Source organism: Cellulosimicrobium sp. 72-3 (assembly GCF_013127315.1).
Lineage (GTDB): Bacteria > Actinomycetota > Actinomycetes > Actinomycetales > Cellulomonadaceae > Cellulosimicrobium > Cellulosimicrobium funkei.
This window is the reverse complement of the sequence record NZ_CP053419.1, coordinates 2,962,065-2,983,838: the sequence shown is the minus strand read 5'-3', so window position 1 is coordinate 2,983,838 and position 21,774 is coordinate 2,962,065. Positions and strand designations below refer to the sequence as shown.

The following is a 21,774-nucleotide window of genomic DNA, read 5'->3' as shown; positions in this document are numbered from 1 at the left end:
ACCACGTCGTCCGACGACCGACCAGCGAGGACCCTCGTGACCACCGACACCACCGCCCCCGTCGCCGTCGACGCGCAGGCCGCGCCCGCGTCGTCGGGCCGCCGCACGTTCCCGACCGACTTCCTCTGGGGCTCCGCGACCGCCGCCTACCAGATCGAGGGCGCCGCCGCCGAGGGCGGCCGCACGCCGTCCATCTGGGACACGTACTCCCACACCCCGGGCCGCACGCTCAACGGCGACACGGGCGACGTCGCGGACGACCACTACCACCGGTGGCAGGAGGACGTGCAGCACATCGCCGACCTCGGCCTCGGCGCGTACCGGTTCTCCATCTCGTGGTCGCGCGTGCAGCCGGGCGGCACCGGCCCGCTCAACCCCGAGGGCGTCGCGTTCTACTCGCGCCTCGTCGACGCGCTGCTCGAGAAGGGCGTCAAGCCCGTCGTCACGCTCTACCACTGGGACCTCCCGCAGGAGCTCGAGGACGCCGGGGGCTGGGCGAACCGGGACACCGCGTACGCGTTCGCCGAGTACGCCCGTCACATGGCGCGCGAGCTCGGCGACCGGGTCGACACCTGGACGACGCTCAACGAGCCGTGGTGCTCCGCCTACCTCGGCTACGGCTCCGGCGTGCACGCGCCCGGCCGCACCGAGCCCGCCGCGGCGCTCGCGGCCGTGCACCACCTCAACCTCGCGCACGGCCTCGCCGTCCAGGCGATCCGCGACGAGCTCGGCGAGGACGCGAAGACGTCCGTCACGCTCAACCTGCACGTCATCCGGCCCGACGACCCGTCGTCGGCCGCGGACCTCGACGCGGTGCGCAAGATCGACGCGCTCGCCAACCGCGCGTTCCTCGCGCCCATGCTCGACGGCGAGTACCCCGCCGACCTGCTCGCCGACACCGCGCACGTGAGCGACTGGTCGTTCGTGCAGGAGGGCGACCTCGAGACGGTGCGCCAGCCGCTGTCGATCCTCGGCGTCAACTACTACTCGACCGTGCGCGTGCGCCACTTCTCCGGCGAGGGCGAGCGGTCCGAGAACGACGGCCACGGCGCGTCGAGCCACAGCCCGTGGATCGGCGTCGACGACGTGGAGTTCGTCCAGCAGCCCGGCCCGTACACCGCGATGGGCTGGAACATCGAGCCCGCCGGCATGACCGAGCTGCTCGTGTCCGTGGCGACGACGTACCCGCACCAGCCGATGATGGTCACCGAGAACGGCGCCGCGTTCGCCGACGAGGTCACGGTCGCCGACGGGACCCCTCGGGTGCACGACGACCGCCGCGTCGCCTACCTGCACGACCACGTCGACGCCGTGGGCGCCGCGATCGACGCGGGCGCCGACGTGCGCGGGTACTTCGCGTGGTCCCTGCTCGACAACTTCGAGTGGGGCTACGGGTACGAGCGCCGCTTCGGGATCATCCGCGTCGACTACGACACGCTCGAGCGCACGTGGAAGGACTCCGCGCACTGGTACCGCCGGCTCGCGACGTCGAACGCGCTCCCCACGGTCGACGAGACCGCCTGAGCCGTCTCGCCCCGACAGGCCCGCCCGGTCGTTCCGGGCGGGCCTTCGTGCGCTCGTCCCTGAGCATGGCTCCGGTCCGCGCGGGCGGCAGGCGGTCCGTCACCGAGGGGTGACCTTTGTCGCACGGGCGCGGCGCGTGGTGCGACACGCCGAAGAAGCACGACACGCCGACGAGTTCACCGATCGTCGTGTCCGGATTGGGCTGATTCGCGCGGGCGGTGGCGCATCCTCAGGAGCGCGGGTACAGGCCGGTGGACGGGCCTCGACGGCTCCGCACAGGGTGTGGACCGACGTCGTCCCCACCCTGTGGACGGCGTCTCGCCGTCCGCGGGAAGACGCCGTTCCGGGCCGGTCGGATCGGTGGACGACGGGCTGTGGACGAGCGCTGCGGGGGAGTGTCAGAGGGGGCTGGGACCATGGATCCATGGCGCCTAGCACACCCGCCGGGGTGAAGTTCCACCACGACATCTAGTGCAGTGGCACGGTCTCGACCACTAGGTATAGTGGTTGCACACCCAGGGGGCCGGAGGCCTCCTGGCGAATCACACAGACGTAGTTCCACCGGTGTCCTTCGAGGTCAGAGATGTTTCTCCCTCCCCGAGGACCGTCCCGGACGAGAGCGCGAGACGAGGAGCCACCCCCATGAGCGTCACGGTCTACAGCAAGCCGGCCTGCGTCCAGTGCGACGCGACGTACCGCGCTCTCGACAAGAAGGGCATCGAGTACTCCGTCGTGGACATCACCCAGGACGCCGAGGCGCTCGAGCTCGTGCGCGGGCTCGGCTACCTGCAGGCTCCCGTGGTCGTCGCCGGGGACGAGCACTGGTCCGGGTTCCGCCCCGACCAGATCACCGCCCTCGCGCAGAAGGTCTCGCCGGTCGTCGCCTGACCGGCCTCCCCGGAGCGCCGCGAGGCGCCCGGAAACCCGTACGGAAACAGGCGGAGCAGGGCAGGACGGAGGTGCGTCCCCGTGGGGTCGCTCGTGTACTTCTCCAGCGTCAGCGAGAACACGCACCGGTTCGTCCAGCGGCTCGACCTGCCGGCCCTCGGCATGGACGTCCAGCGCATCCCGCTGCGTCCGACCGAGGGCTTCCTGCGCGTCGAGGAACCGTACGTGCTCATGGTCCCGACCTACGGGGGCGGCAACGAGGGCGGTGCCGTCCCGCGCCAGGTCGTGAAGTTCCTCAACGACGTGCACAACCGGTCGTTGATCCGCGGCGTCATCGCCGCCGGCAACACCAACTTCGGCGAGGCCTACTGCATCGCCGGCGACATCATCTCCGCGAAGTGCCAGGTGCCCTACCTGTACGCCTTCGAACTCCTGGGAACAACCGAGGACGCCGCGCGCGTCCGCGACGGATTGGGACGATTTTGGCAACGACAGTCACGGATTCCGGCGTGAGCGTGGCAGGTGGTGGCACGGTCACCGAGGTGCCGCTCGCGAGCACCCAGCTCGACTTCCACGCGCTCAACGCGATGCTCAACCTCTACGGCCCGAACGGCGAGATCCAGTTCGACAAGGACCGTGAGGCCGCGCGACAGTACTTCCTGCAGCACGTCAACCAGAACACCGTCTTCTTCCACGACCTCGCGGAGAAGCTGGACTACCTCGTCGAGAACAAGTACTACGACCCGGCCGTCCTCGCGAAGTACGACCGCGAGTTCGTGAAGTCGCTGTTCGAGTTCGCCTACGCGAAGAAGTTCCGCTTCGAGACGTTCCTCGGCGCCTTCAAGTACTACACGTCGTACACGCTCAAGACGTTCGACGGGAAGCGCTACCTCGAGCGCTTCGAGGACCGCGTCTGCATGGTCGCGCTCGGCCTCGCCGACGGCAACGAGCAGGCCGCGCTGGACATCGTCGAGGAGGTCATCTCGGGCCGCTTCCAGCCCGCGACACCCACGTTCCTCAACGTCGGCAAGGCGCAGCGCGGCGAGCCCGTGTCCTGCTTCCTGCTGCGCATCGAGGACAACATGGAGTCCATCGCGCGCGGCATCAACTCCGCGCTGCAGCTCTCCAAGCGCGGCGGCGGCGTCGCGCTGCTCCTGTCGAACATCCGCGAGCACGGCGCGCCCATCAAGCACATCGAGAACCAGTCGTCCGGCGTCATCCCCGTGATGAAGCTGCTCGAGGACTCGTTCTCCTACGCGAACCAGCTCGGCGCGCGCCAGGGCGCCGGCGCCGTGTACCTGCACGCGCACCACCCCGACATCATGCGGTTCCTCGACACCAAGCGCGAGAACGCGGACGAGAAGATCCGCATCAAGACGCTGTCGCTCGGCGTCGTGATCCCGGACATCACGTTCGAGCTGGCGAAGAAGAACGAGGACATGTACCTCTTCTCGCCGTACGACGTCGAGCGCGTCTACGGCAAGCCGTTCGCCGACATCTCGATCACCGAGAAGTACGACGAGATGGTCGACGACTCGCGCATCCGCAAGACGAAGATCAAGGCCCGCGACTTCTTCCAGACGATCGCCGAGCTCCAGTTCGAGTCCGGCTACCCGTACATCATGTTCGAGGACACGGTGAACAAGGCGAACCCGATCAAGGGCCGCATCACCCACTCGAACCTGTGCTCGGAGATCCTCCAGGTCTCGACGCCGTCGACGTTCAACGAGGACCTCTCGTACGACCACGTCGGCCGCGACATCTCCTGCAACCTCGGCTCGCTGAACATCGCCAAGACGATGGACTCGCCCGACTTCGCGAAGACGATCGACACCGCGATCCGCGCGCTCACCGCGGTCTCCGACCAGACGAGCATCGAGTCGGTGCCGTCGGTCAAGCGGGCCAACGAGGCCGGCCACGCGATCGGCCTCGGCCAGATGAACCTCCACGGCTACCTCGCGCGCGAGCGGATCCACTACGGGTCCGAGGAGGGCATCGACTTCACGAACATCTACTTCTACACGGTCGCCTACCACGCGATCGCGGCGTCGAACCGCCTCGCGATCGAGCGCGGGCGTGCGTTCGGCGGCTTCGAGGACTCGAAGTACGCGACGGGGGAGTACTTCGACAAGTACACCGACCGCGTGTGGGAGCCCGCGACCGAGCGCGTGCGCCGGCTCTTCGCCGACGCAGGCGTGCACATCCCGACCCAGGACGACTGGGCGGCGCTCAAGGCCTCGGTCATGGAGCACGGGATCTACAACCAGAACCTCCAGGCCGTCCCGCCGACGGGCTCGATCTCCTACATCAACAACTCGACGTCCTCGATCCACCCGGTGCCGTCGAAGATCGAGATCCGCAAGGAGGGCAAGATCGGGCGCGTCTACTACCCGGCGCCCTACCTGACGAACGACAACCTCGAGTACTACGAGGACGCGTACGAGATCGGCTACGAGAAGATCATCGACACGTACGCCGCCGCGACGCAGCACGTCGACCAGGGTCTGAGCCTCACGCTGTTCTTCAAGGACACGGTCACGACGCGCGACGTCAACCGCGCGCAGATCTACGCGTGGCGCAAGGGCATCAAGACGCTCTACTACATCCGCCTCCGCCAGATGGCCCTCGAAGGGACCGAAGTGGAAAACTGCGTCTCCTGCATGCTGTGAGCGACGAACCGTGATCGACGAGATCCTCGCGGTCAGAGTCCCCGTCGGACTCGTGTATGGCATCCGCCTGCGCGAGTCCGACGAGTACCGCTACGTCGGGCTCACGACGAAGGCTGCGTCGCGTCGGCTTCGCCAGCACTTGCGGAACGCGCGCGATGGTCAGAGGACGCCGTTCTGCGACTGGCTGCGCAAGCATGGCGAGCATGACATCGTGGTCGATGTCCTGGAGACGGCTCTCGGAGACCTGGAGTCACTCGGTGAGTCTGAGATTGAGTGGATCGAGTTCTTGCGCGCCACCGGGCATCGGCTGCTGAACGTGTCAGACGGCGGGCTCGGTCCGACCGGAGTCGTCTGGACCGCGGAGCAGCGCGAGGCGGCTCGGGTCAGGTCGACAGGACGCAAGGGGGTCAGCCGCCCGGGTGAGCTCAACCCGTTCTTCGGTCACAAGCACTCGGACGAGCAGCGTGCACTCTGGTCGGAGCAGCGCAAGGGGACGTTCGTCGGGCCGGAGAACCCCAACTACGGGAAGTTCGGGCCGGAGCACCCGAGCTACGGGCACACGATGTCGCCCGAGGCTCGCGCTGCGCTCTCGGCCATGCGGCGCGGTGAGCTGAACCCGAACTACGGTAGGACGGCGAGCGAGGAGACTCGTGCCAAGCGATCGGCCGCCCAGAAGGGTGTGCCCAAGCCGTCGAGCGCGCGAAGTGCTCACACCCGTCATCACACGAACAAGGGCCGCACCAGCCCGACGTGCAAGTTCTGTATCGCTGACGCGGAGCAGCAGTCCTCGCGTCTACCCGAAGGAGAGAATCCGGCATGAGTCCCACCGGGAAGCTCAAGCTCATCGATCGCGTGAGCGCGATCAACTGGAACCGTCTCGAGGACGAGAAGGACCTCGAGGTGTGGGACCGCCTCGTCGGGAACTTCTGGCTGCCCGAGAAGGTGCCGGTGTCGAACGACATCCAGTCGTGGAACACGCTCACCGCGCAGGAGCAGGAGCTCACGATGCGCGTGTTCACCGGCCTGACGCTGCTGGACACGATCCAGGGCACGGTCGGCGCGGTGTCGCTCATCCCCGACGCGATCACGCCGCACGAGGAGGCGGTGTACACCAACATCGCGTTCATGGAGTCGGTGCACGCCAAGAGCTACTCGTCGATCTTCTCGACGCTGTGCTCCACGCGTGAGATCGACGACGCGTTCCGCTGGTCGGAGGAGAACCCGAACCTCCAGCGCAAGGCCGAGATCGTCATGGACTACTACAAGGGCGACTCGCCGCTCAAGCGCAAGGTCGCGAGCACGCTGCTCGAGTCGTTCCTCTTCTACTCCGGCTTCTACCTGCCGATGTACTGGTCGTCGCGCGCCAAGCTGACGAACACGGCCGACCTCATCCGCCTCATCATCCGCGACGAGGCCGTGCACGGGTACTACATCGGCTACAAGTTCCAGAAGGGTCTCGAGAAGCTCTCCCCGGAGGAGCGCGACGAGCTCAAGGCGTACACGTTCGAGCTGCTCTTCGAGCTGTACGAGAACGAGGTGCAGTACACGGAGGACCTCTACGACGGCGTCGGGCTGACCGAGGACGTCAAGAAGTTCCTGCGGTACAACGCCAACAAGGCGCTCATGAACCTCGGTTACGAGGCGCTCTTCCCCAAGGACGAGACCGACGTCAACCCGGCGATCCTCTCGGCGCTGTCGCCGAACGCCGACGAGAACCACGACTTCTTCTCCGGGTCCGGTTCGTCGTACGTCATCGGCAAGGCCGTGAACACCGAGGACGACGACTGGGACTTCTGATGCCCGCACGACCCTGACCGACCACGACGGGCGGGCGTCCCCCACGGGGACGGCCGCCCGTCGTCGTCGAGCCGGGTCAGTCGTTCGGCCGGGACTGCGCACCCTCGACGGGAGGGTCAGCCGACCACGGGAACGTGATCCAGAGGTCGGTGTCCTTCCACGAGTAGTCCGGCTGGATGATCGTGCGCGGCTTCGTGTAGAGCACCGCGGAGCGGGCCTCGGCACCGTGGGTGCTGAGCATGTCCATGACCAGGGCGAGCGTCCGGCCGGAGTCGGCGACGTCGTCGACCACGAGCACGTGCGCGCCCGGCAGGTCGGACGTGTCCATGAGGGGCGGCAGCACCCGCGGGTCGGTGAGGGTCTGGCCGATGTCGGTGTAGAACTCGACGTTGAGCGTCCCGACGCCCTTGGTCCCGAGCGCGTACGCGACCGCGCCGCCGGGCAGGAGACCGCCGCGGGCGACCGCGACGACGACCTCGGGTCGGAACCCGCTCGCGACGACCTGCTCGGCGAGCTCGCGCGCGGCGACGCCGAAGGTCTCCCACGTGAGCACCTCGCGCTCGGGCGGGGCGGCCGCGGGGGGCGTGGGGGCGTCGTCGGGCACGGGTGGGACCGAGGTCGTGGAGGCGTCCGTCATGCGTCGAGCCTACGACCCGCCCACGCCCCGCCCGACACGCCCCGGACGCGCGGAGGGCCGCACCCCGAGCGGGGTGCGGCCCTCCGTGCGCGCGCGTCCGTCAGGAGGCGCCGAGGATGTCCACGACGAAGACCAGCGTCTCGCCCGCGAGCTCGCTCGTGTTCGCGTCGCTCTTCTCGCCGTACGCCTGCGCGGCCGGGATGACGAGCAGCACCTGGCTGCCCACGGTCTGGCCGCTGAGGCCCTCCGTCCACCCCGGGATGACGCCGGTCAGCGGGAACGACGTCGGCTCTCCGCGGTCCCAGGACGAGTCGAACTGCTCACCGTCGAGCTTCCAGCCCGTGTAGTGGGCGATGACGGTCTGGTCGGAGGTGACCTCGGCGCCCGAACCCTTGATGAGCGGCTGCACGACGAGCTCCGTCGGCGCCTCGTAGCCCTCGGGGATGTCGATGCTCGGCTTGCCCGTGTCGTCGAGCGTGACGACCGGCAGGCCCTCCGCCGGGGTCACGGCCTCGCCCTCGGCGCGGTCCGGGATCGTCTGGGCGTTCACGACCTCGATGAGGTTGAGCACGGTGCCGCCGTTCCCGTCAGGGCCGGCGAACAGGAGGCGCGTGCCGACCTTCTGACCGCTCAGCGGCTCGGTGAGCAGGTCGAACTGCGGGTCGCCGAGCACGAACGACTGCGGCGTGTCGCCCTCCCAGGTGGAGCCCTGACGCTCGCCCGTGGCACCGTCGTAGGCGACGTAGTGCATCGTGACCTGCATGCCGTCCGTGAGCTCGTCGCCCGTGCCCTCGTCGGTGATGCGCGTGACCGCGGCCGAGACCTCGAGCGGTGCCTCGAACTCCAGCGTCGGTTCGGCGCCCGCGTCACCCGTGACCGTCACGGCCTCGAGCGCCGCGACGTCCTCGGGCGACGCCGTCGGGGCGTCGCTCGCGCCGTCGGAGGCGGACGGGCTCGACGACGTCTCGTCGCCGCCGCCCTCCGACGAGCAGCCGGAGAGGACGAGGGCGGCGCCCAGGGTGAGCGCGGCGACGCCGCGCAGGGTGCGGTGCTTCACGAGGAGGGTCCTTCGGTCGGGGGGACGGCGGGGCCGTCGGGTCTGGGCCGCACCCGCACGACGGCGGTCGTCGGCGCCCGGGAACGGGCCACCTCGCGGTCGGACGCCGGGTGCAGCACCGGCCCGGACACTCTAGCGGTCGCGGCTGGACGCCCGCTGGGAGTCGTGGGCCCGGTGCTCTGCCGCTCCGCGGGCCAGTGCCGTCCGACGCTCCGTGATCCGGCGAGCGCCCCGCGAGGAGGTCCCCGGCGGTGCCGCGGGGGAGAATGGGCCTATGCCGTCCCGTCGACCGTCCCGCAAGCGACCCTGGGGCGCGGAGCCCGCGCCCCTCGACCTGGACCGCGCCCTCGGCGGTGCGCGCCGGGAGTCGGGAGCCGACGGCGAGTGGCAGGTCCGCACGGTGCGCGGCGGCGCGAAAACCTACCTCTGCCCGGGCTGCCAGCAGGAGATCCCGCCCGGCACCGGGCACGTCGTGGCGTGGCAGGAGGACTCCTTCTTCGGGGCCGAGACGGCGCTCGACCACCGTCGCCACTGGCACAGGTCGTGCTGGGAGGCGCGCGACCGCCGTCGGCCGCGGTAGACGCACTAGGCTCGGGACGATGAGCACCGCACCCGAGACCGCGCCCGATCCCGCCCGAGCCTCGACGGAGCCGACCCCCATCCGGTCGCTCAGCGTCCTGCCCGCGCGGCGCGAGGACGTCGAGCTGCACACCGCGGACGGCCTCACGCTCGTCGGCGAGCTGGCGCTCCCCGCGGACCGCGACCCGGTCGCGACCCTCGTCACGCTGCACCCCCTGCCGACGCACGGCGGGTACATGGACTCCCACGTCTACCGGAAGGCGGCGTGGCGTCTGCCGGCGCTCGCGGACCTCGCCGTGCTGCGGTTCAACACGCGCGGCACGTCGTCCCCGCGCGGGACGAGCGAGGGCGCGTTCGACGGCGGCGAGGCCGAGCGCTTCGACGTCGCGGCGGCGATCGAGTTCGCCGAGTTCCACGACCTCCCGAACCGGTGGCTCGTGGGGTGGTCGTTCGGCACGGAGCTCGCGCTCAAGCACGGCACGGACCCGGCGGTGGAGGGCGCGATCCTCCTCTCGCCCCCGCTGCACCGCGCGACGGACGACGACCTCGACCGCTGGGACGCGTTCGGCAAGCCGCTCGTGGTCCTCGTGCCCGAGCTCGACGACTACCTGCGCCCCGACGAGGCGCGACGACGCTTCGCGCGCGTGCGGAACGCCGAGGTGATCGGCGTCGAGGGCGCCAAGCACCTGTGGGTGGGGGAGTCGTCGGTGCGGCGCGTGCTCGACGAGATCGTGGGGCACGTGCGTCCCGGTTTCCCGCTCCCGCTGCCGACCACGTGGGACGGCGACGCGAGCGGCACGGCTGACCGCGACACGGCCGACTCGGACCAGGCGAGCTACGACGCGAGCCGGTCCGACGGCGTCGTCGACTGACCCCCGCCGCGGCGCGAGGCGCCGCGCGCACCCGACCGACCCGAGGAGGACCACGTGACGACGGCACCGCTCGAGACCTTCACGCTGCGCGAGGGGTACGGGACACCGCTCGTGCTGCTGCACGGCTTCCCGCTCGACCACCGGATGTGGGCAGACGTCGCGGAGGCGCTGCCGGGCGAGCCCACCGTCGTCGCGGTCGACCTCCCCGGGCTGGGCGCGAGCCCGCTGGGGGGCGAGCCGCCGTCGATCGAGGCGGCGGCCGACGCGACCGCGGACGCCCTCGCCGCGGCGGGGATCACGCGCGCGGTCGTCGCGGGCCTGTCGATGGGCGGCTACGTGGCCCTCGCGCTCGCAGAGCGCCGGCCGGAGCTGGTCGCGGGGCTCGGGCTGGTGGACACCAAGTCCACCGCGGACTCCGACGACGCGCGCGCGAACCGGCTGCGCATCGCCGACGAGGCGGAGAGCACGCAGACCGTCGAGCCGGTCCTCGGCATGCCGGGGGTGCTCCTCGGCGAGACGAGCAAGGCCGCGCGCCCGCACCTGACCGCGCGGCTCGAGGAGTGGATCCGTGCGCAGCGGCCCGACGGCGTCGCGTGGTCGCAGCGGGCGATGGCGGCCCGCCCCGACCGCACGTCCGTCCTCGCGGGCTTCGCGGGGCCGGTCGCGGTGGTCGTGGGCGAGGAGGACCAGGTCACGCCGGTGGCGGAGGCGGAGCACATGGTCGCCGCGGCGCCGACCGCGCAGCTCGTGCAGGTGACGGGCGCGGGCCACATGAGCGCGGTCGAGGACCCCGCCGCGGTGGCCGACGCGCTCGCGGACCTCCTGGCGCGGGCGACCGTCTGAGCCGCTGACCGCTCGTCAGCGCCCGTCGAGCACGAGCGCGAGCGCGTCGGCGAGGTCGATCGACTCGCCGTCCCGGCCGCCCTTGCCCAGCACGAGCGGCGGGTCGGACGGTTCGACCGCGACCCCCCGCAGGCGCGCGCGCACGCCGCCGGGCACCGAGAGCACGTAGAACTCGCCGTCCTCGCCGACGGCGACGCTGTGGTTGCGGCGCAGGTACCACCCGCGGAGCGGGGTGCGGTACGTCGCGGTGCCGTCGAACGCGCGGGCGCGGAGCGGCTCGGGAGCGAGACCCCGTGCGCGCGCCCGCGCGACGAAGTCGGCGAGCAGGGCCCGGGCCGCGTCGCTCTCGCGGGCGCGCTGCCGGTCGAGCTCGCGCTGCTGGTGCGCGGCGGCCTCGGTCCGCTGCCGACGCCAGTCGTCGGCAGCGGACCCCGAGGGACCCGACGGGCCCGCGGTGGCCGGCACGGCGTCAGGCCGAGGCGGGGGCGTCGGGCTTCGCGTCGGCCGTCTTCGTGCCGCCCGACTTCGCGCCGGTCGGCTTCGTGCCGGTCGGCTTCGTCTCGCTCGGCCGGGCGTCGGCGGACGCCGCGGAGCCACGCTCCGCCGGTGCCTCGACCGTCCCGACCCGCTGCCCGGACTCCTCCGGGACGACCGGGAACTCGGCCGTCATGAGCGTCGCGGCGCGCGCCTGCTGGGCGGGCGTCCCCGCAGGCACCGCCTTCTTCGCGGGGGCCTTGGTGGCCTCGTTCTCGCTACCGAGGAGACCACGGAGCTCGTCGAGGTAGGTGTTGATCGAGTCGTGCTGGCGCGTGAGGTCCTCGAGCTGGCGCTGGGCGACGTTGCGCTGCTGCTCGGCCTCGGCCTTCGCGTCGCTCACCGTCTGGTCGGCGAACGCCCGGGCCTCGGCGACGACCTGGTCGGCGTTCCGGCGCGCCGTCGACAGGAGGTCCTTCACGTACGCGTCGGACTCGCTGCGGACCTTCTCCGCCTGCTGGAGCGCGTGGGCGACACGCTTCTCCGCCTCGGCGGCGTGCTCCTCGGCCGTCGCGACGAGCTTCTCCGTCTCCGCCTTGGCGGCGGCGTGGCGCTCGGCGTTCTCGCGCTCCGCCTCCTCGCGGCGTCGCACGACCTCGAGCTCGGCGTCCGCGAGGGCGGTGCGGGCCTGGTCGCGCAGCGTCTCCATCTCGGACGTGACGGCGTTCGCCGCCTCGGTCGCCTTGCGCTGCGCCTCGTCCACCTGGCGCTGCGCCTCGCGACGCGCGTTCTCCAGCAGCTCGGCCGACTCGCGCTCCGCGGCCTCGCGCTGCGCCGCCGTCTCCGCCGCGACGCGCGCGCGGAGCTCCGCGGCCTCGCGCTCGGTCGTGACGCGCAGCTCCGTGGTCTCGCGCTCCGCCGTCGCACGCAGCGTGCCGAGCTCGCGCTCGAGCGACGCGCGGCGCTCGCTCTCCTCCGTGGCGAGCGCGCTGTGGATGCGCGCGGCCTCGCGCTCCGCGGAGCCGACCAGCTCCTCCGCGCGGCGCTGGGCGCTGAGCAGCGTGCCCTCGGCCTCGGACGCGCTCGTGGAGCGGATCTCCTCCGACTCCAGGCGTGCGCTGTTGAGCAGCTCGGCGACCTCGTTCTCGGCGCGGGACCGGACCTGGCCCGCCGAGAGCTTCGCGCGGGCCATGATGTCGGCCGCCTGGGCGTTGGCCTGCGACAGGATGTCCGCCGACTGCTCCTCCGCCGAGCGCAGGAGCTGCTCGATGCGGGAGCCGAGCCCCGCGTACGACGGCCGGTCCGCCTCGCGGAGCTGGCGCTGGGCGTCGTTGAGCTCGCTCGTGAGCTGCATGGCGCGGGCGTCCGCCGCCTCGACGCGCGCCCGCGCGTCCTCCACGGCCTTCTCCAGCCTCGCGAGCTGGGCCTCGACCTGGACGCGGTCGTACCCGCGCATCGTGATGGGGAAGAGCGTGCGCTCGTCGGACACGTCGATGACCTCCGGTGCTGAGTCGTCGCGGCTTCCGCCGCCGGTCGGCGTCCCCTCCCGGGGAGGGAGGGCGCGGCGGTCGTGCCACGGCCCCGCCGTGCTCCGACCAGGATACGGGGATCACGCTGTCCTGAATACCCGGATTGGTGGGGGTGAGACGATGGTCGCAGTGCTGCGCGCACGGTCTTCCCTCGCGGGAACGGCGGCCCTCTCGGCCGCCGGGCACGACGTTCCCTGGGAGCGGTGAGACCGTCCCGGGAGGGGCGCGTGAACGGTTCGTGAGGATCCACAGGCGAGGCGTCTCGGTCGATCCACGAGGGGTTTCGCACCTATCCTTGAACGTCGATCGACGAAGGGAACCTCGGTGCTGCAACGAATCATCGCCGCCCTCCTGCTCGTGGGAGGGCTGGTCGCCGTCGGCCTCGGTGTCGCGTCCGCCACCGTCTGGCGGGACAGCGACACGGTCGTGGCGACCACGGCGTACACCGGCGACGGCACGGTGCTCGTCACCGCGCCCGGGGTCCTCGACCTCGTCGCCGAGGACGTGACGATCCGCGCGACAGCACCCGGTGAGCAGCAGGTCACCCTCGCGATCGGCCGCGAGGCCGACGTGACCGGGTGGGTCGGCGAGGACCCGCACGGTCTGGTCACCGGCCTGTCCGACTGGGACGCGCTCGCGACGCGCGCCGTCGACGCGCCGGCCGCGGAGGACGAGCCCGCGGAGGGCGAGACGCCCGCGGACGGGGAGTCGCCCGCGGAGGGCGAGAGCCCGGCCGACGCCGAGGCACCCGCCGACGCCGAGAGCCCGGCCGAGGGCGAGACGCCCGCCGAGGGCGAGACGCCCGCGGAGGGCGACGCGGCCGCGGAGGCCCCCGTCGTCGGCGTCGACCCCGCCGGCTCCGACATGTGGCTGGAGGAGGCGACGGGCGCCGGCTCGGCGAGCCTGCGCTGGTCCGACCAGCCCGGCCGCTGGCAGCTCCTCGCCGCCGGCGTGGGCGAGGACGCCGTCGCCCCGACCGTCGAGCTCTCGTGGCCGCGCCAGGTCGAGACGCCGTTCCTGTGGCCCGGCGTCATCGGCGGTGCCGTGCTCATCCTCCTCGGTCTCGGCATCGGGGCGGCGAGCCTGCGCCCGCGCCGCCGCGGGCCCTCGGGCGGCACCACGACCTCCGCGACCCCGGCGGTCGCGCCGGCCGGCACGACGGCGGGGACGTCGTCGGACGACGCCGACGCGCCCGACGGCGAGGTGCCGACCGACACGGCCCAGGTGCGCATGCTCACGCGGCGTGAGCTGCGCGAGCGCGAGGAGGCCGACCGCCTCGCGCAGCAGCAGGCCCGCGCCCAGAAGCCGCGCCGCGCGTGGCTCACCGGCCAGATCCCGATCGTCGCGCGCGGCGAGCGCCGCCCGCGCACCGCGGCCCAGCCGACCGTCGACGCGAGCGCGCACCCGACCACGGAGGACAGCGCGAGCACGCGCGCAGACGCCTGGCGCCGGGCGTGGGGCTTCACGCCCGGCAGCGACGAGAGCGCCCCGGCGCCTGCACCCGAGAGCGACCCGGACGAGACGAAGGACAGCACCCGATGACCAGCACCGCCCGCGACACGGCCCGCGCCCGCCGCGCCCGTCGTCACCTCGGCGGGGTGGCCGGGGGACTGGTCGGCGCGCTCCTGCTCGCCGCCTGCTCCGCACCCCTCCCGACGCCCGAGCCCGACCCCACGCAGGACCCGCCCGCGCCCGTCCTCACCGAGGCGCAGGAGACCGCCGTCCTCGACGCGGTCGCCGCCGCGCTCGCGGCGGCGAGCGAGACCAACGACGCGGCCCAGCTCGAGGGCCGCGTCACGGGCCCGGCCCTCGCGATTCGCACGAGCCAGCTCGCCGTCGCCGCCGCGCGCGGCAACGCCGACCTCGTGACCGAGCTCCCGACGGAGGCGCAGCAGGTCGTCATCCCGACGACGCAGACCTGGCCGCGCACGTCGTTCGCCGTGAGCGTGCAGCCCGAGAACCTGCAGACGCCGCGCCTGTCCGTCCTGGAGCAGGACACCGCGCGCGGCGACTACCAGCTCTGGGCCTGGGTCCGCCTCCTGCCGGGCGTCACCATGCCGAGCTTCGCGGACCCGAGCATCGGCAGCGAGGACGTCGCTCCCGACGACTCGAGCCTGCTCGTCACGCCGACGGACGCCGTCGCGCAGTACGCCGACGTGCTCAACCTCGGCACGGGCTCCGGGTTCGCGGGGTCCTTCGAGGAGGACTCGTTCCGCACCCTGCTCGCCAAGCGCGCGCAGGACTGGACGACGGCGCTCCAGCCCGCCGCGGGCGCCTACGCCCTGACGTTCACGCCCAACCCGGACGAGCCCGTGCGCGCGGTCCGCACCGCGGACGGCGGCGCGCTCGTGGTCGGTGCGATGACCTCGCAGGAGTCGATGACGGCCGAGGAGGGCGCGCAGGTGCCGCCCGACACGGAGTCGATCAAGGCGCTGTACGGGGACAAGACTCCGACGAACGTGCTCAAGGTCGGCTACGTCGACGTCGTCGCGCTCTACGTGCCGCCCGCGGGCTCGGAGGAGAAGATCCGCGTGGTGGGCAACGAGCACGTCGCGACGTCGGTCGCGAACGCCTGACGCTCCGTAGGATTGCGACCATGAGCGAACCCACCCAGCCCACGTTCGACGTGCGCGGCGCGGTCGACCTGTCCGCGCTGACCAGGCCGCAGTCACCCCCGCCCGGCGAGGAGGGCGGCGCGCCCGCCGCGGGCGGGTACGTCGTCGACGTCACGGACGAGACGTTCGGCCAGCTCGTCCAGGACTCGGCGCAGTACCCCGTCGTCGTGCTCCTGTGGATCCCGACGGACCAGGCGAACGCGCAGCTCGGCACCGACCTCGGCGCGCTGGCCGACGAGTACGCCGGCCGCTTCCTCCTGGCCCGCGTCGACGCCCAGGCGTACCCGCAGATCACGGCCGCGTTCCAGGTCCAGGGCGTGCCGACCGTCGTCGCGATCCTGCAGGGTCAGCCCGTGCCGCTGTTCCAGGGCGCCGCGCCCGTCGAGCAGGTGCGCGCCGTGCTCGACCAGGTGCTCCAGGCGGCCGAGGCGAACGGCGTGACCGGTCGTGCGCCCGCCCAGGGCGCCGACGGCGAGCCCGAGCGCCCCGCGGAGCCCGCCGCCGAGCCGGAGCCCGAGCTCCCGCCGCTGCACCAGGAGGCGTACGACGCGATCGAGCGCGACGACCTCGACGCCGCGGTCGCGGCCTACGAGAAGGCGATCAAGCAGGACCCGCGCGACGCGCTCGCCGTCGCGGGGCTCGCGCAGGTCCGCCTCCTCCAGCGCACCCGCGACGCCGACCTCGCGACGGTCCGCGCCGCGGGTGCCGCCGCACCGCAGGACGTCGACGCCCAGCTCGCCATCGCCGACCTCGACCTGCTCGGCGGGCACGTGGACGACGCCCTCGACCGGCTCCTCGACCTGCTGCCCGGCGCCGACGCGGACGGCAAGGAGAAGCTCCGCGTGCGCCTCCTCGACTACTTCGAGGTCGTGGGCCCCACCGACCCCCGCGTCGGCAAGGCCCGCCAGCGCCTCGCGATCAGCCTGTACTGACGCACCCGCGCTCCACCGACGCACCCGCGTCACGCACGACGGCGGCCGGTCACCGTGAGGTGACCGGCCGCCGTCGTGCCTGGAGGTCACCGCGAGGTGACCGGCTGCTGCCGTCGTGCCTGGAGGTCACCGCGAGGTGACCGGCTGCCGTCGCGCTGAGGAGGCAGCGCCGGGGGTGAGGCGAAGCCGGTGGGTGGGGTGGTGGCGCCGGGTCGTGGCGGGCCTGGCGGGAGCCGCGAGGAACGAGCGGCGGATGGTAGACCCGGCGCCACCACCCCACCCACCACCCAGGGTGACGACAACTCGCCGTCGGCGGGACCAGGCCTCTACCTCGGCGACGAGGCCTCTACCTCGGCGGACCGGGCCTCTACCTCGGCGACGGGACGAGGTACAGCGCGCCGAGCGGCGGGACGCGCAGGACCGCGGAGTACGCGCGCCCCTTCCACGGGACGGGCTCCGCCCCGACCTCACCGAGGTTGCCGACACCGGAGCCGCCGTAGACCTCGGCGTCGGTGTTGAGGACCTCGCGCCACGCGCCGCCCGACGGCAGGGCGACGCGGTAGCCCTCGTGCGGCGTCCCGGCGAAGTTCACGACGACGGCGACCTCGCTGCCGTCGCGCCCGCGGCGTACGTAGGCGAGGACGTTGTGGTCGGCGTCGTCGGCGTCGAGCCACTCGAACCCCGCGGGGTCGTGGTCGAGCTCCCACAGAGCAGGGGTCGCGCGGTACAGGGCGTTGAGGTCACGCACGACACGCTGCACGCCCTGCCGGCCCGGGTCGGCGGCGAGGCCGTCCCAGTCGAGCGACCGACCCTCGTTCCACTCGGAGTGCTGGCCGATCTCGCTGCCCATGAAGAGGAGCTGCTTGCCGGGGTGCGACCACTGGTAGGCGAGGAACGCGCGCACGCCGGCGCGCTTCTGCCAGTCGTCGCCCGGCATCTTCCCGTAGAGCGAGCCCTTGCCGTGCACGACCTCGTCGTGGCTGATGGGGAGCACGAACTGCTCGGAGTACGCGTAGACCATGGAGAACGTGATCTCGTGGTGGTGGTACCGGCGGTTGATCGGCTCCTCGGCGACGTAGCGCAGGGAGTCGTTCATCCAGCCCATGTTCCACTTGAGCCCGAACCCGAGGCCCCCCGCGGAGGTGGGCCGGGTGACGCCCGGCCACGCGGTCGACTCCTCGGCGATCATCATGACGCCGGGCGTGCGCCGGTACGCGGTGGCGTTGGCCTCCTGGAGGAACGCGATGGCCTCGAGGTTCTCGCGGCCCCCGTGCACGTTGGGGTGCCACTGGCCGGGGCCGCGCGAGTAGTCGAGGTAGAGCATGGACGCGACGGCGTCGACGCGCAGCGCGTCGACGTGGAACTCCTCGAGCCAGTACGTCGCGTTGGCGACGAGGAAGTTGCGGACCTCGTTGCGGCCAAAGTCGAAGACGTACGTGCCCCAGTCGGGCTGCTCGCCGCGCAGCGGGTCGGCGTGCTCGTAGCAGGGCGTGCCGTCGAAGCGGGCGAGGGCCCACTCGTCGCGCGGGAAGTGCGCGGGGACCCAGTCGACGACGACGCCGATCCCCGCGGCGTGCAGGCGGTCGACGAGGTAGCGGAAGTCGTCGGGGTGGCCGAACCGGGACGTCGGGGCGTAGTAGCCCGTGACCTGGTAGCCCCACGACCCGCCGAACGGGTGCTCGGCGACGGGCAGGAGCTCGACGTGCGTGAACCCCTGCTCGACGACGTACGCCGTGAGCTGCTCCGCGAGGTCGCGGTAGGACAGGCCCTGGCGCCACGAGCCGAGGTGCACCTCGTAGATGCTGAGCGGCTGCGTGTGGGGGTCGTGCGCCGCGCGCTCGGCGAGCCACGCGTCGTCGGACCACTCGTACCGGGACTCGACGACGACGCTCGCCGTTGCCGGGGGCACCTCGGCCGCCTTGGCGAGCGGGTCGGCCTTCTGGCGCCACGAGCCGTCGGGCCCGAGGATCTCGTACTTGTAGCGCGCGCCCGCGACGACGCCGGGGACGAAGAGCTCCCACACCCCGGTGGACCCGAGCGAGCGCATCGGGTGCGTGGGGCCCCAGCCGTTGAAGTCGCCGATGACGCGGACCGCGCGCGCGTTGGGCGCCCAGACGGCGAACGCCGTGCCGGTCGTGTCGCCGAGCGCGCTCGGGTAGGTGCGGACGTTCGCGCCGAGCGCGCGCCACAGCTCCTCGTGCCGGCCCTCGCGGATCAGGTGCAGGTCGACGTCGCCGAGCGTGGGCAGGAACCGGTAGGGGTCGTCCACGGTCGTGGACTCGTGCCCGTAGCGGGCGCGGACGCGGTAGTCGGGGGCGTGCCGGGTGCCGTCGGCGTCCTGGTGCACCGGCACGACGGCGGCCCACACCCCGTCCTGCTCGTGCACCGCCGGGTGCTCGCCGTCGGCGGCGACGACGACGACCTCGTCCGCGAGCGGGCGCAGGACGCGGACGACGGCCCGCGCGTCCGCGGCGTCGTCCGCGAGGTGCGGGCCGAGCACGGCGTGCGGGTCGAACGTGCGCCCGCCCGCGGCCGCGGCGAGCGCGTCCTGCGGCACGACGACGGGGGGCGGGGTGGGGGAAGCGGCGGGCCCGGTCATGGGGCAACCTTTCCACGTCCCGCGCACCCTCACAGGACGGGCTCGCCGGACAGTCACAGTAGGCTCGCGACCTGGAGGAAGGAGCGTCGTGGCAAGGATCACCATCGCGGACATCGCGCGCGAGGCCGGGGTCTCGACGGGTGCGGTGTCGTACGCGCTCAACAACCGGCCGGGGGTGTCGGAGGCGACGCGTGCGCGGATCCTCTCGATCGCGTCAGACCTGGGGTGGGCCCCCAGCTCCGCGGCGCGCTCCCTCTCGGGGGCCCGGACGGAGACGGTCGGCCTGGTGCTCGCGCGCGACCCTGGGATGCTCGGGGTCGAGTCGTTCTACATGCAGTTCCTCGCGGGCATCGAGTCCGAGCTGTCGAAGCGGTCGTACGCGCTGCTCCTCCAGGTCGTTCCGGACCAGGAGACCGAGCTGCGGGCGTACCGTGCATGGCGCGCGGCACGTCGGGTCGACGGGGTGATCCTCGTCGACCCGAGCATCGACGACCCCCGGATCTCGATGTTCTCCGAGCCCGAGGCGCTCCCGGCCGTGGTGGTGGGAGACCCGGCGCTCGCAGGCGGTCTGCCGAGCGTGTGGACGGACGACGCTGCCGCGATGCGCGAGTCGGTGCGCTACCTGCACGCCGTCGGGCACCGCAGGATCGCCCGGGTCGCGGGCCTGGAGGGGTTCGGGCACACGGGGATCCGCGACGCGGCGTTCCGCGACGAGATCGCGGCGCTCGGCGCGGAGGGAACGGTCGTGCGCACGGACTACTCAGCCGTCCAGGGGGCGGCGGTGACGCGGACGCTCCTCACGAGCACCGACCGGCCGACGGGGATCATCTACGACAACGACGTCATGGCGGTCGCGGGGCTGGGAGTCGCGAGCGAGATCGGTGTCCGGGTGCCACAGGAGGTGTCGATGATCGCGTGGGACGACTCGCCCCTGTGCGAGGCGACGTTCCCTCGCCTCTCGGCGCTGAGCCACGACGTCACGCGCTACGGCGCGCACGTCGCTCGCCGTCTGTTCGACCGGATCGCGGGTCAGGTCGGGGGGAGCTTCCTCGACTCGACCCCGACGCTGCGCCCGCGGGGGACGACTGGACGCCCCGTGTCCTGATGCGCTTCATCGTCGCGTAGGCCGAAGCCGCCTTGATATCGGTTTGTTACCTTCGAGGGTTGGACTTACGCAAACTTAAACGCTTCACTAGTCGTGTCGCCAGCGACGTCCGCGCAAGCGGAGCCCGTCGCGCGCGACGTCAACGACGACCAAGGAGTGGAACGACATGGCAAGGAAGCAGACCGCCGCCGTGCTCACCGTGACAGCGCTGACGCTGGCGCTCGGTGCATGCTCGAGCGGCTCGGGCGAGGGTGGGGGCGGAAAGGCCGGCGAGCTTTCGGGCACCATCACGGTCCTGACCAACCGCACGGACATCGTCGACACCACGCTCCAGGACTACGCGGACCAGTTCCAGACCGAGAACCCCGGTGTGACGGTCGAGTTCGAGGCGATCACCGACTACGAGGGCGACGTCTCGATCCGACTCAACACACAGGACTACGGGGACGTCCTCCTCGTCCCCAACTCGGTGAGCAAGGACCAGCTCCCGCAGTTCTTCGAGCCCCTCGGCACGGTGGACGAGCTCGGGCAGGAATACCGTTTCATCAACGAGCAGGCCTACGACGGCGACGTCTACGGCATTGCGACCTTCGGCACCGCGATGGGCTACGTCGTGAACACGAAGGTCTGGGAGCAGGCCGGCATCACCGAGCCGCCCGCGACGCCCGAGGCGTTCGTCGACGCGCTCGAGCAGATCGGTGAGAAGACCGACGCGGTCCCGTACTACACCAACTACACGGACGGCTGGCCGCTCACCCAGTGGCAGAACAACCAGGGAACGATCGCCGGGACGGACGCCGTGAGCATCCGGACCTCGCAGGACGACCCGTGGGCCGAGGGCAACGAGCAGTACGCGATCGACGGCCTGCTGTACGACATCGTCGCCGCGGGCGTCACCGAGGAGGACCCCACGACGACCAACTGGGAGGAGTCCAAGACCCTCCTCGGCACCGGCAAGGTCGGTGCGATGGTGCTCGGCTCCTGGGCGGTCCCGCAGATGCAGGACGCGGCCGAGGCAGCCGGCGGGTCCGCGGACGACATCGACTTCTGGCCGATGCCCTGGCAGAACGAGGGCGCGTTCTCCTCGACCGTCTCGGGCGACTACAAGCTCGCGATCTCGAAGCACTCCAAGAACAAGGACGCCGCGCGGGCGTGGGTCGACTGGTTCCTGAACGAGTCGACCTTCGCATCGGAGCAGGGCGGTATCTCACCGGTCGTCGGCGCGGCGGCCCCGGACAACCTGGCCACGTTCGAGGCCCTGGGCGTCAACCAGGTCGAGCTCTCCCCGGCCCCGGCCGGCGAGGAGACGTGGGACAACGACATCAGCAACGAGGCGGAGATCGACCTCTGGGGTGACAAGTACCGCAAGCAGCTGGTCGACGTCGCCCGCGGCGCCGCGGACGGCGACAAGGAGTCCTTCTTCGCCGACCTCAACTCCCGCTGGGCGGCCGCGCGCGCGAACGTCGTCGGCTGACGCAGGAGTCCTGGTTCGCGTGAGGCCCCCGGCCCGCCCCGCCGGGGGTCTCACGCCCTATCGACCGAAAAGAGCATGACATGGCTGTCACCAGTCCGACCGTGGCCGCATCGACCCAGCCACACAGACGGAGTGCTACGTCCCGACCGCCCAAGCGACGTCCCGGGTCGCTCACCCCTT

At 72.0% G+C, this 21,774-nt stretch carries 19 protein-coding genes; 14 read left to right on the top strand and 5 right to left on the bottom strand.

The annotated features are described in order from the left end of the window. Nucleotides 1–36: 36 nt before the first annotated feature. The 6 genes from HKK73_RS13410 to nrdF all read left to right on the top strand — a co-directional run bounded on the left by HKK73_RS13410 (nt 37) and on the right by nrdF (nt 6,878). Nucleotides 37–1,524 carry a GH1 family beta-glucosidase gene (locus HKK73_RS13410; RefSeq protein ID WP_253705643.1) on the top strand — a complete coding sequence of 496 codons (1,488 nt, stop codon included), beginning with the start codon at nt 37–39 and terminating at the stop codon, nt 1,522–1,524. 642 nt (nt 1,525–2,166) lie between these two features. Then, complete coding sequence (nrdH, locus tag HKK73_RS13405) at nt 2,167–2,412, top strand: glutaredoxin-like protein NrdH (RefSeq protein WP_021480849.1); 246 nt, start codon at nt 2,167–2,169, stop codon at nt 2,410–2,412. Between the two features lie 81 nt (nt 2,413–2,493). Continuing rightward, nucleotides 2,494–2,925, top strand: coding sequence for a class Ib ribonucleoside-diphosphate reductase assembly flavoprotein NrdI (gene nrdI, locus HKK73_RS13400; RefSeq protein ID WP_043653197.1), 432 nt, complete (start codon nt 2,494–2,496; stop codon nt 2,923–2,925). Further along, the gene (gene nrdE / locus HKK73_RS13395) at nt 2,895–5,081 is read left to right on the top strand and encodes a class 1b ribonucleoside-diphosphate reductase subunit alpha (RefSeq protein WP_171468186.1); all 2,187 of its coding nucleotides are present in this window, start codon (nt 2,895–2,897) and stop codon (nt 5,079–5,081) included. Before nrdI ends, nrdE begins: the two co-directional genes overlap by 31 nt. Before the next feature lie 10 nt (nt 5,082–5,091). After that, the gene (locus tag HKK73_RS13390) at nt 5,092–5,901 is read left to right on the top strand and encodes an NUMOD3 domain-containing DNA-binding protein (RefSeq protein WP_171468185.1); all 810 of its coding nucleotides are present in this window, start codon (nt 5,092–5,094) and stop codon (nt 5,899–5,901) included. After that, nucleotides 5,898–6,878 (top strand): class 1b ribonucleoside-diphosphate reductase subunit beta, encoded by a 981-nt coding sequence (gene nrdF / locus HKK73_RS13385; protein ID WP_034653523.1) that lies wholly within the window; start codon nt 5,898–5,900, stop codon nt 6,876–6,878. The genes HKK73_RS13390 and nrdF overlap by 4 nt, the downstream gene beginning before the upstream one ends. A gap of 76 nt (nt 6,879–6,954) precedes the next feature. Here nrdF and HKK73_RS13380 read toward each other — a convergent pair whose 3' ends face one another. Continuing rightward, nucleotides 6,955–7,515: a phosphoribosyltransferase gene (locus tag HKK73_RS13380; protein WP_082774712.1), complete on the bottom strand. Its 561-nt coding sequence runs from the start codon at nt 7,513–7,515 to the stop codon at nt 6,955–6,957. Nucleotides 7,516–7,615: 100 nt separating this feature from the next. Then, nucleotides 7,616–8,572: an FKBP-type peptidyl-prolyl cis-trans isomerase gene (locus tag HKK73_RS13375; protein ID WP_171468184.1), complete on the bottom strand. Its 957-nt coding sequence runs from the start codon at nt 8,570–8,572 to the stop codon at nt 7,616–7,618. 274 nt (nt 8,573–8,846) lie between these two features. Between HKK73_RS13375 and HKK73_RS13370 the strand changes: the two genes are divergently transcribed. The 3 genes from HKK73_RS13370 to HKK73_RS13360 are packed head-to-tail and all read left to right on the top strand — an operon-like array spanning nt 8,847 to nt 10,866. Beyond that, nucleotides 8,847–9,152 carry a hypothetical protein gene (locus tag HKK73_RS13370; protein ID WP_061268786.1) on the top strand — a complete coding sequence of 102 codons (306 nt, stop codon included), beginning with the start codon at nt 8,847–8,849 and terminating at the stop codon, nt 9,150–9,152. Nucleotides 9,153–9,171: 19 nt separating this feature from the next. After that, the gene (locus HKK73_RS13365; RefSeq protein ID WP_051027859.1) at nt 9,172–10,023 is read left to right on the top strand and encodes an alpha/beta hydrolase; all 852 of its coding nucleotides are present in this window, start codon (nt 9,172–9,174) and stop codon (nt 10,021–10,023) included. Between the two features lie 54 nt (nt 10,024–10,077). After that, entirely contained in the window at nt 10,078–10,866 is a 789-nt protein-coding gene (locus HKK73_RS13360; RefSeq protein WP_086150745.1) for an alpha/beta fold hydrolase, read from the top strand. Between the two features lie 15 nt (nt 10,867–10,881). Here HKK73_RS13360 and HKK73_RS13355 read toward each other — a convergent pair whose 3' ends face one another. Both HKK73_RS13355 and HKK73_RS13350 read right to left on the bottom strand, forming a co-directional pair. Continuing rightward, nucleotides 10,882–11,331 carry a hypothetical protein gene (locus HKK73_RS13355; RefSeq protein WP_086150744.1) on the bottom strand — a complete coding sequence of 150 codons (450 nt, stop codon included), beginning with the start codon at nt 11,329–11,331 and terminating at the stop codon, nt 10,882–10,884. Nucleotides 11,332–11,335: 4 nt separating this feature from the next. Further along, nucleotides 11,336–12,829 carry a hypothetical protein gene (locus tag HKK73_RS13350; RefSeq protein ID WP_171468183.1) on the bottom strand — a complete coding sequence of 498 codons (1,494 nt, stop codon included), beginning with the start codon at nt 12,827–12,829 and terminating at the stop codon, nt 11,336–11,338. A 364-nt stretch (nt 12,830–13,193) separates the two neighbouring features. Between HKK73_RS13350 and HKK73_RS13345 the strand changes: the two genes are divergently transcribed. From HKK73_RS13345 to HKK73_RS13335, 3 genes are read left to right on the top strand one after another with little or no spacing between them, the layout of a single operon-like run. Beyond that, nucleotides 13,194–14,411 (top strand): hypothetical protein, encoded by a 1,218-nt coding sequence (locus tag HKK73_RS13345; protein WP_043653203.1) that lies wholly within the window; start codon nt 13,194–13,196, stop codon nt 14,409–14,411. Beyond that, nucleotides 14,408–15,445, top strand: coding sequence for a hypothetical protein (locus tag HKK73_RS13340; RefSeq protein ID WP_085387568.1), 1,038 nt, complete (start codon nt 14,408–14,410; stop codon nt 15,443–15,445). Before HKK73_RS13345 ends, HKK73_RS13340 begins: the two co-directional genes overlap by 4 nt. A gap of 20 nt (nt 15,446–15,465) precedes the next feature. Continuing rightward, nucleotides 15,466–16,416 carry a tetratricopeptide repeat protein gene (locus HKK73_RS13335; RefSeq protein ID WP_171468182.1) on the top strand — a complete coding sequence of 317 codons (951 nt, stop codon included), beginning with the start codon at nt 15,466–15,468 and terminating at the stop codon, nt 16,414–16,416. Nucleotides 16,417–16,783: 367 nt separating this feature from the next. Here the strand turns inward: HKK73_RS13335 and glgB are convergent, their stop codons facing one another. After that, nucleotides 16,784–19,015: a 1,4-alpha-glucan branching protein GlgB gene (glgB, locus tag HKK73_RS13330; protein WP_216607990.1), complete on the bottom strand. Its 2,232-nt coding sequence runs from the start codon at nt 19,013–19,015 to the stop codon at nt 16,784–16,786. Between the two features lie 88 nt (nt 19,016–19,103). Between glgB and HKK73_RS13325 the strand changes: the two genes are divergently transcribed. Together HKK73_RS13325 and HKK73_RS13320 are read left to right on the top strand one after the other, a co-directional pair. Beyond that, nucleotides 19,104–20,120: a LacI family DNA-binding transcriptional regulator gene (locus HKK73_RS13325; RefSeq protein ID WP_034656392.1), complete on the top strand. Its 1,017-nt coding sequence runs from the start codon at nt 19,104–19,106 to the stop codon at nt 20,118–20,120. 166 nt (nt 20,121–20,286) lie between these two features. Next, the gene (locus HKK73_RS13320) at nt 20,287–21,594 is read left to right on the top strand and encodes an ABC transporter substrate-binding protein (protein WP_034656391.1); all 1,308 of its coding nucleotides are present in this window, start codon (nt 20,287–20,289) and stop codon (nt 21,592–21,594) included. Nucleotides 21,595–21,774: the final 180 nt, after the last annotated feature.

Coding starts and splice junctions, on each gene's coding strand:
- nrdH (WP_021480849.1), top strand. CDS start 2,167: ATGAGCGTCACGGTCTACAGCAAGCCGGCCTGCGTCCAGTGCGACGCG.
- nrdF (WP_034653523.1), top strand. CDS start 5,898: ATGAGTCCCACCGGGAAGCTCAAGCTCATCGATCGCGTGAGCGCGATC.
- HKK73_RS13380 (WP_082774712.1), bottom strand. CDS start 7,515: ATGACGGACGCCTCCACGACCTCGGTCCCACCCGTGCCCGACGACGCC.
- HKK73_RS13370 (WP_061268786.1), top strand. CDS start 8,847: ATGCCGTCCCGTCGACCGTCCCGCAAGCGACCCTGGGGCGCGGAGCCC.
- HKK73_RS13365 (WP_051027859.1), top strand. CDS start 9,172: ATGAGCACCGCACCCGAGACCGCGCCCGATCCCGCCCGAGCCTCGACG.
- HKK73_RS13340 (WP_085387568.1), top strand. CDS start 14,408: ATGACCAGCACCGCCCGCGACACGGCCCGCGCCCGCCGCGCCCGTCGT.
- HKK73_RS13335 (WP_171468182.1), top strand. CDS start 15,466: ATGAGCGAACCCACCCAGCCCACGTTCGACGTGCGCGGCGCGGTCGAC.
- glgB (WP_216607990.1), bottom strand. CDS start 19,015: ATGACCGGGCCCGCCGCTTCCCCCACCCCGCCCCCCGTCGTCGTGCCG.
- HKK73_RS13320 (WP_034656391.1), top strand. CDS start 20,287: ATGGCAAGGAAGCAGACCGCCGCCGTGCTCACCGTGACAGCGCTGACG.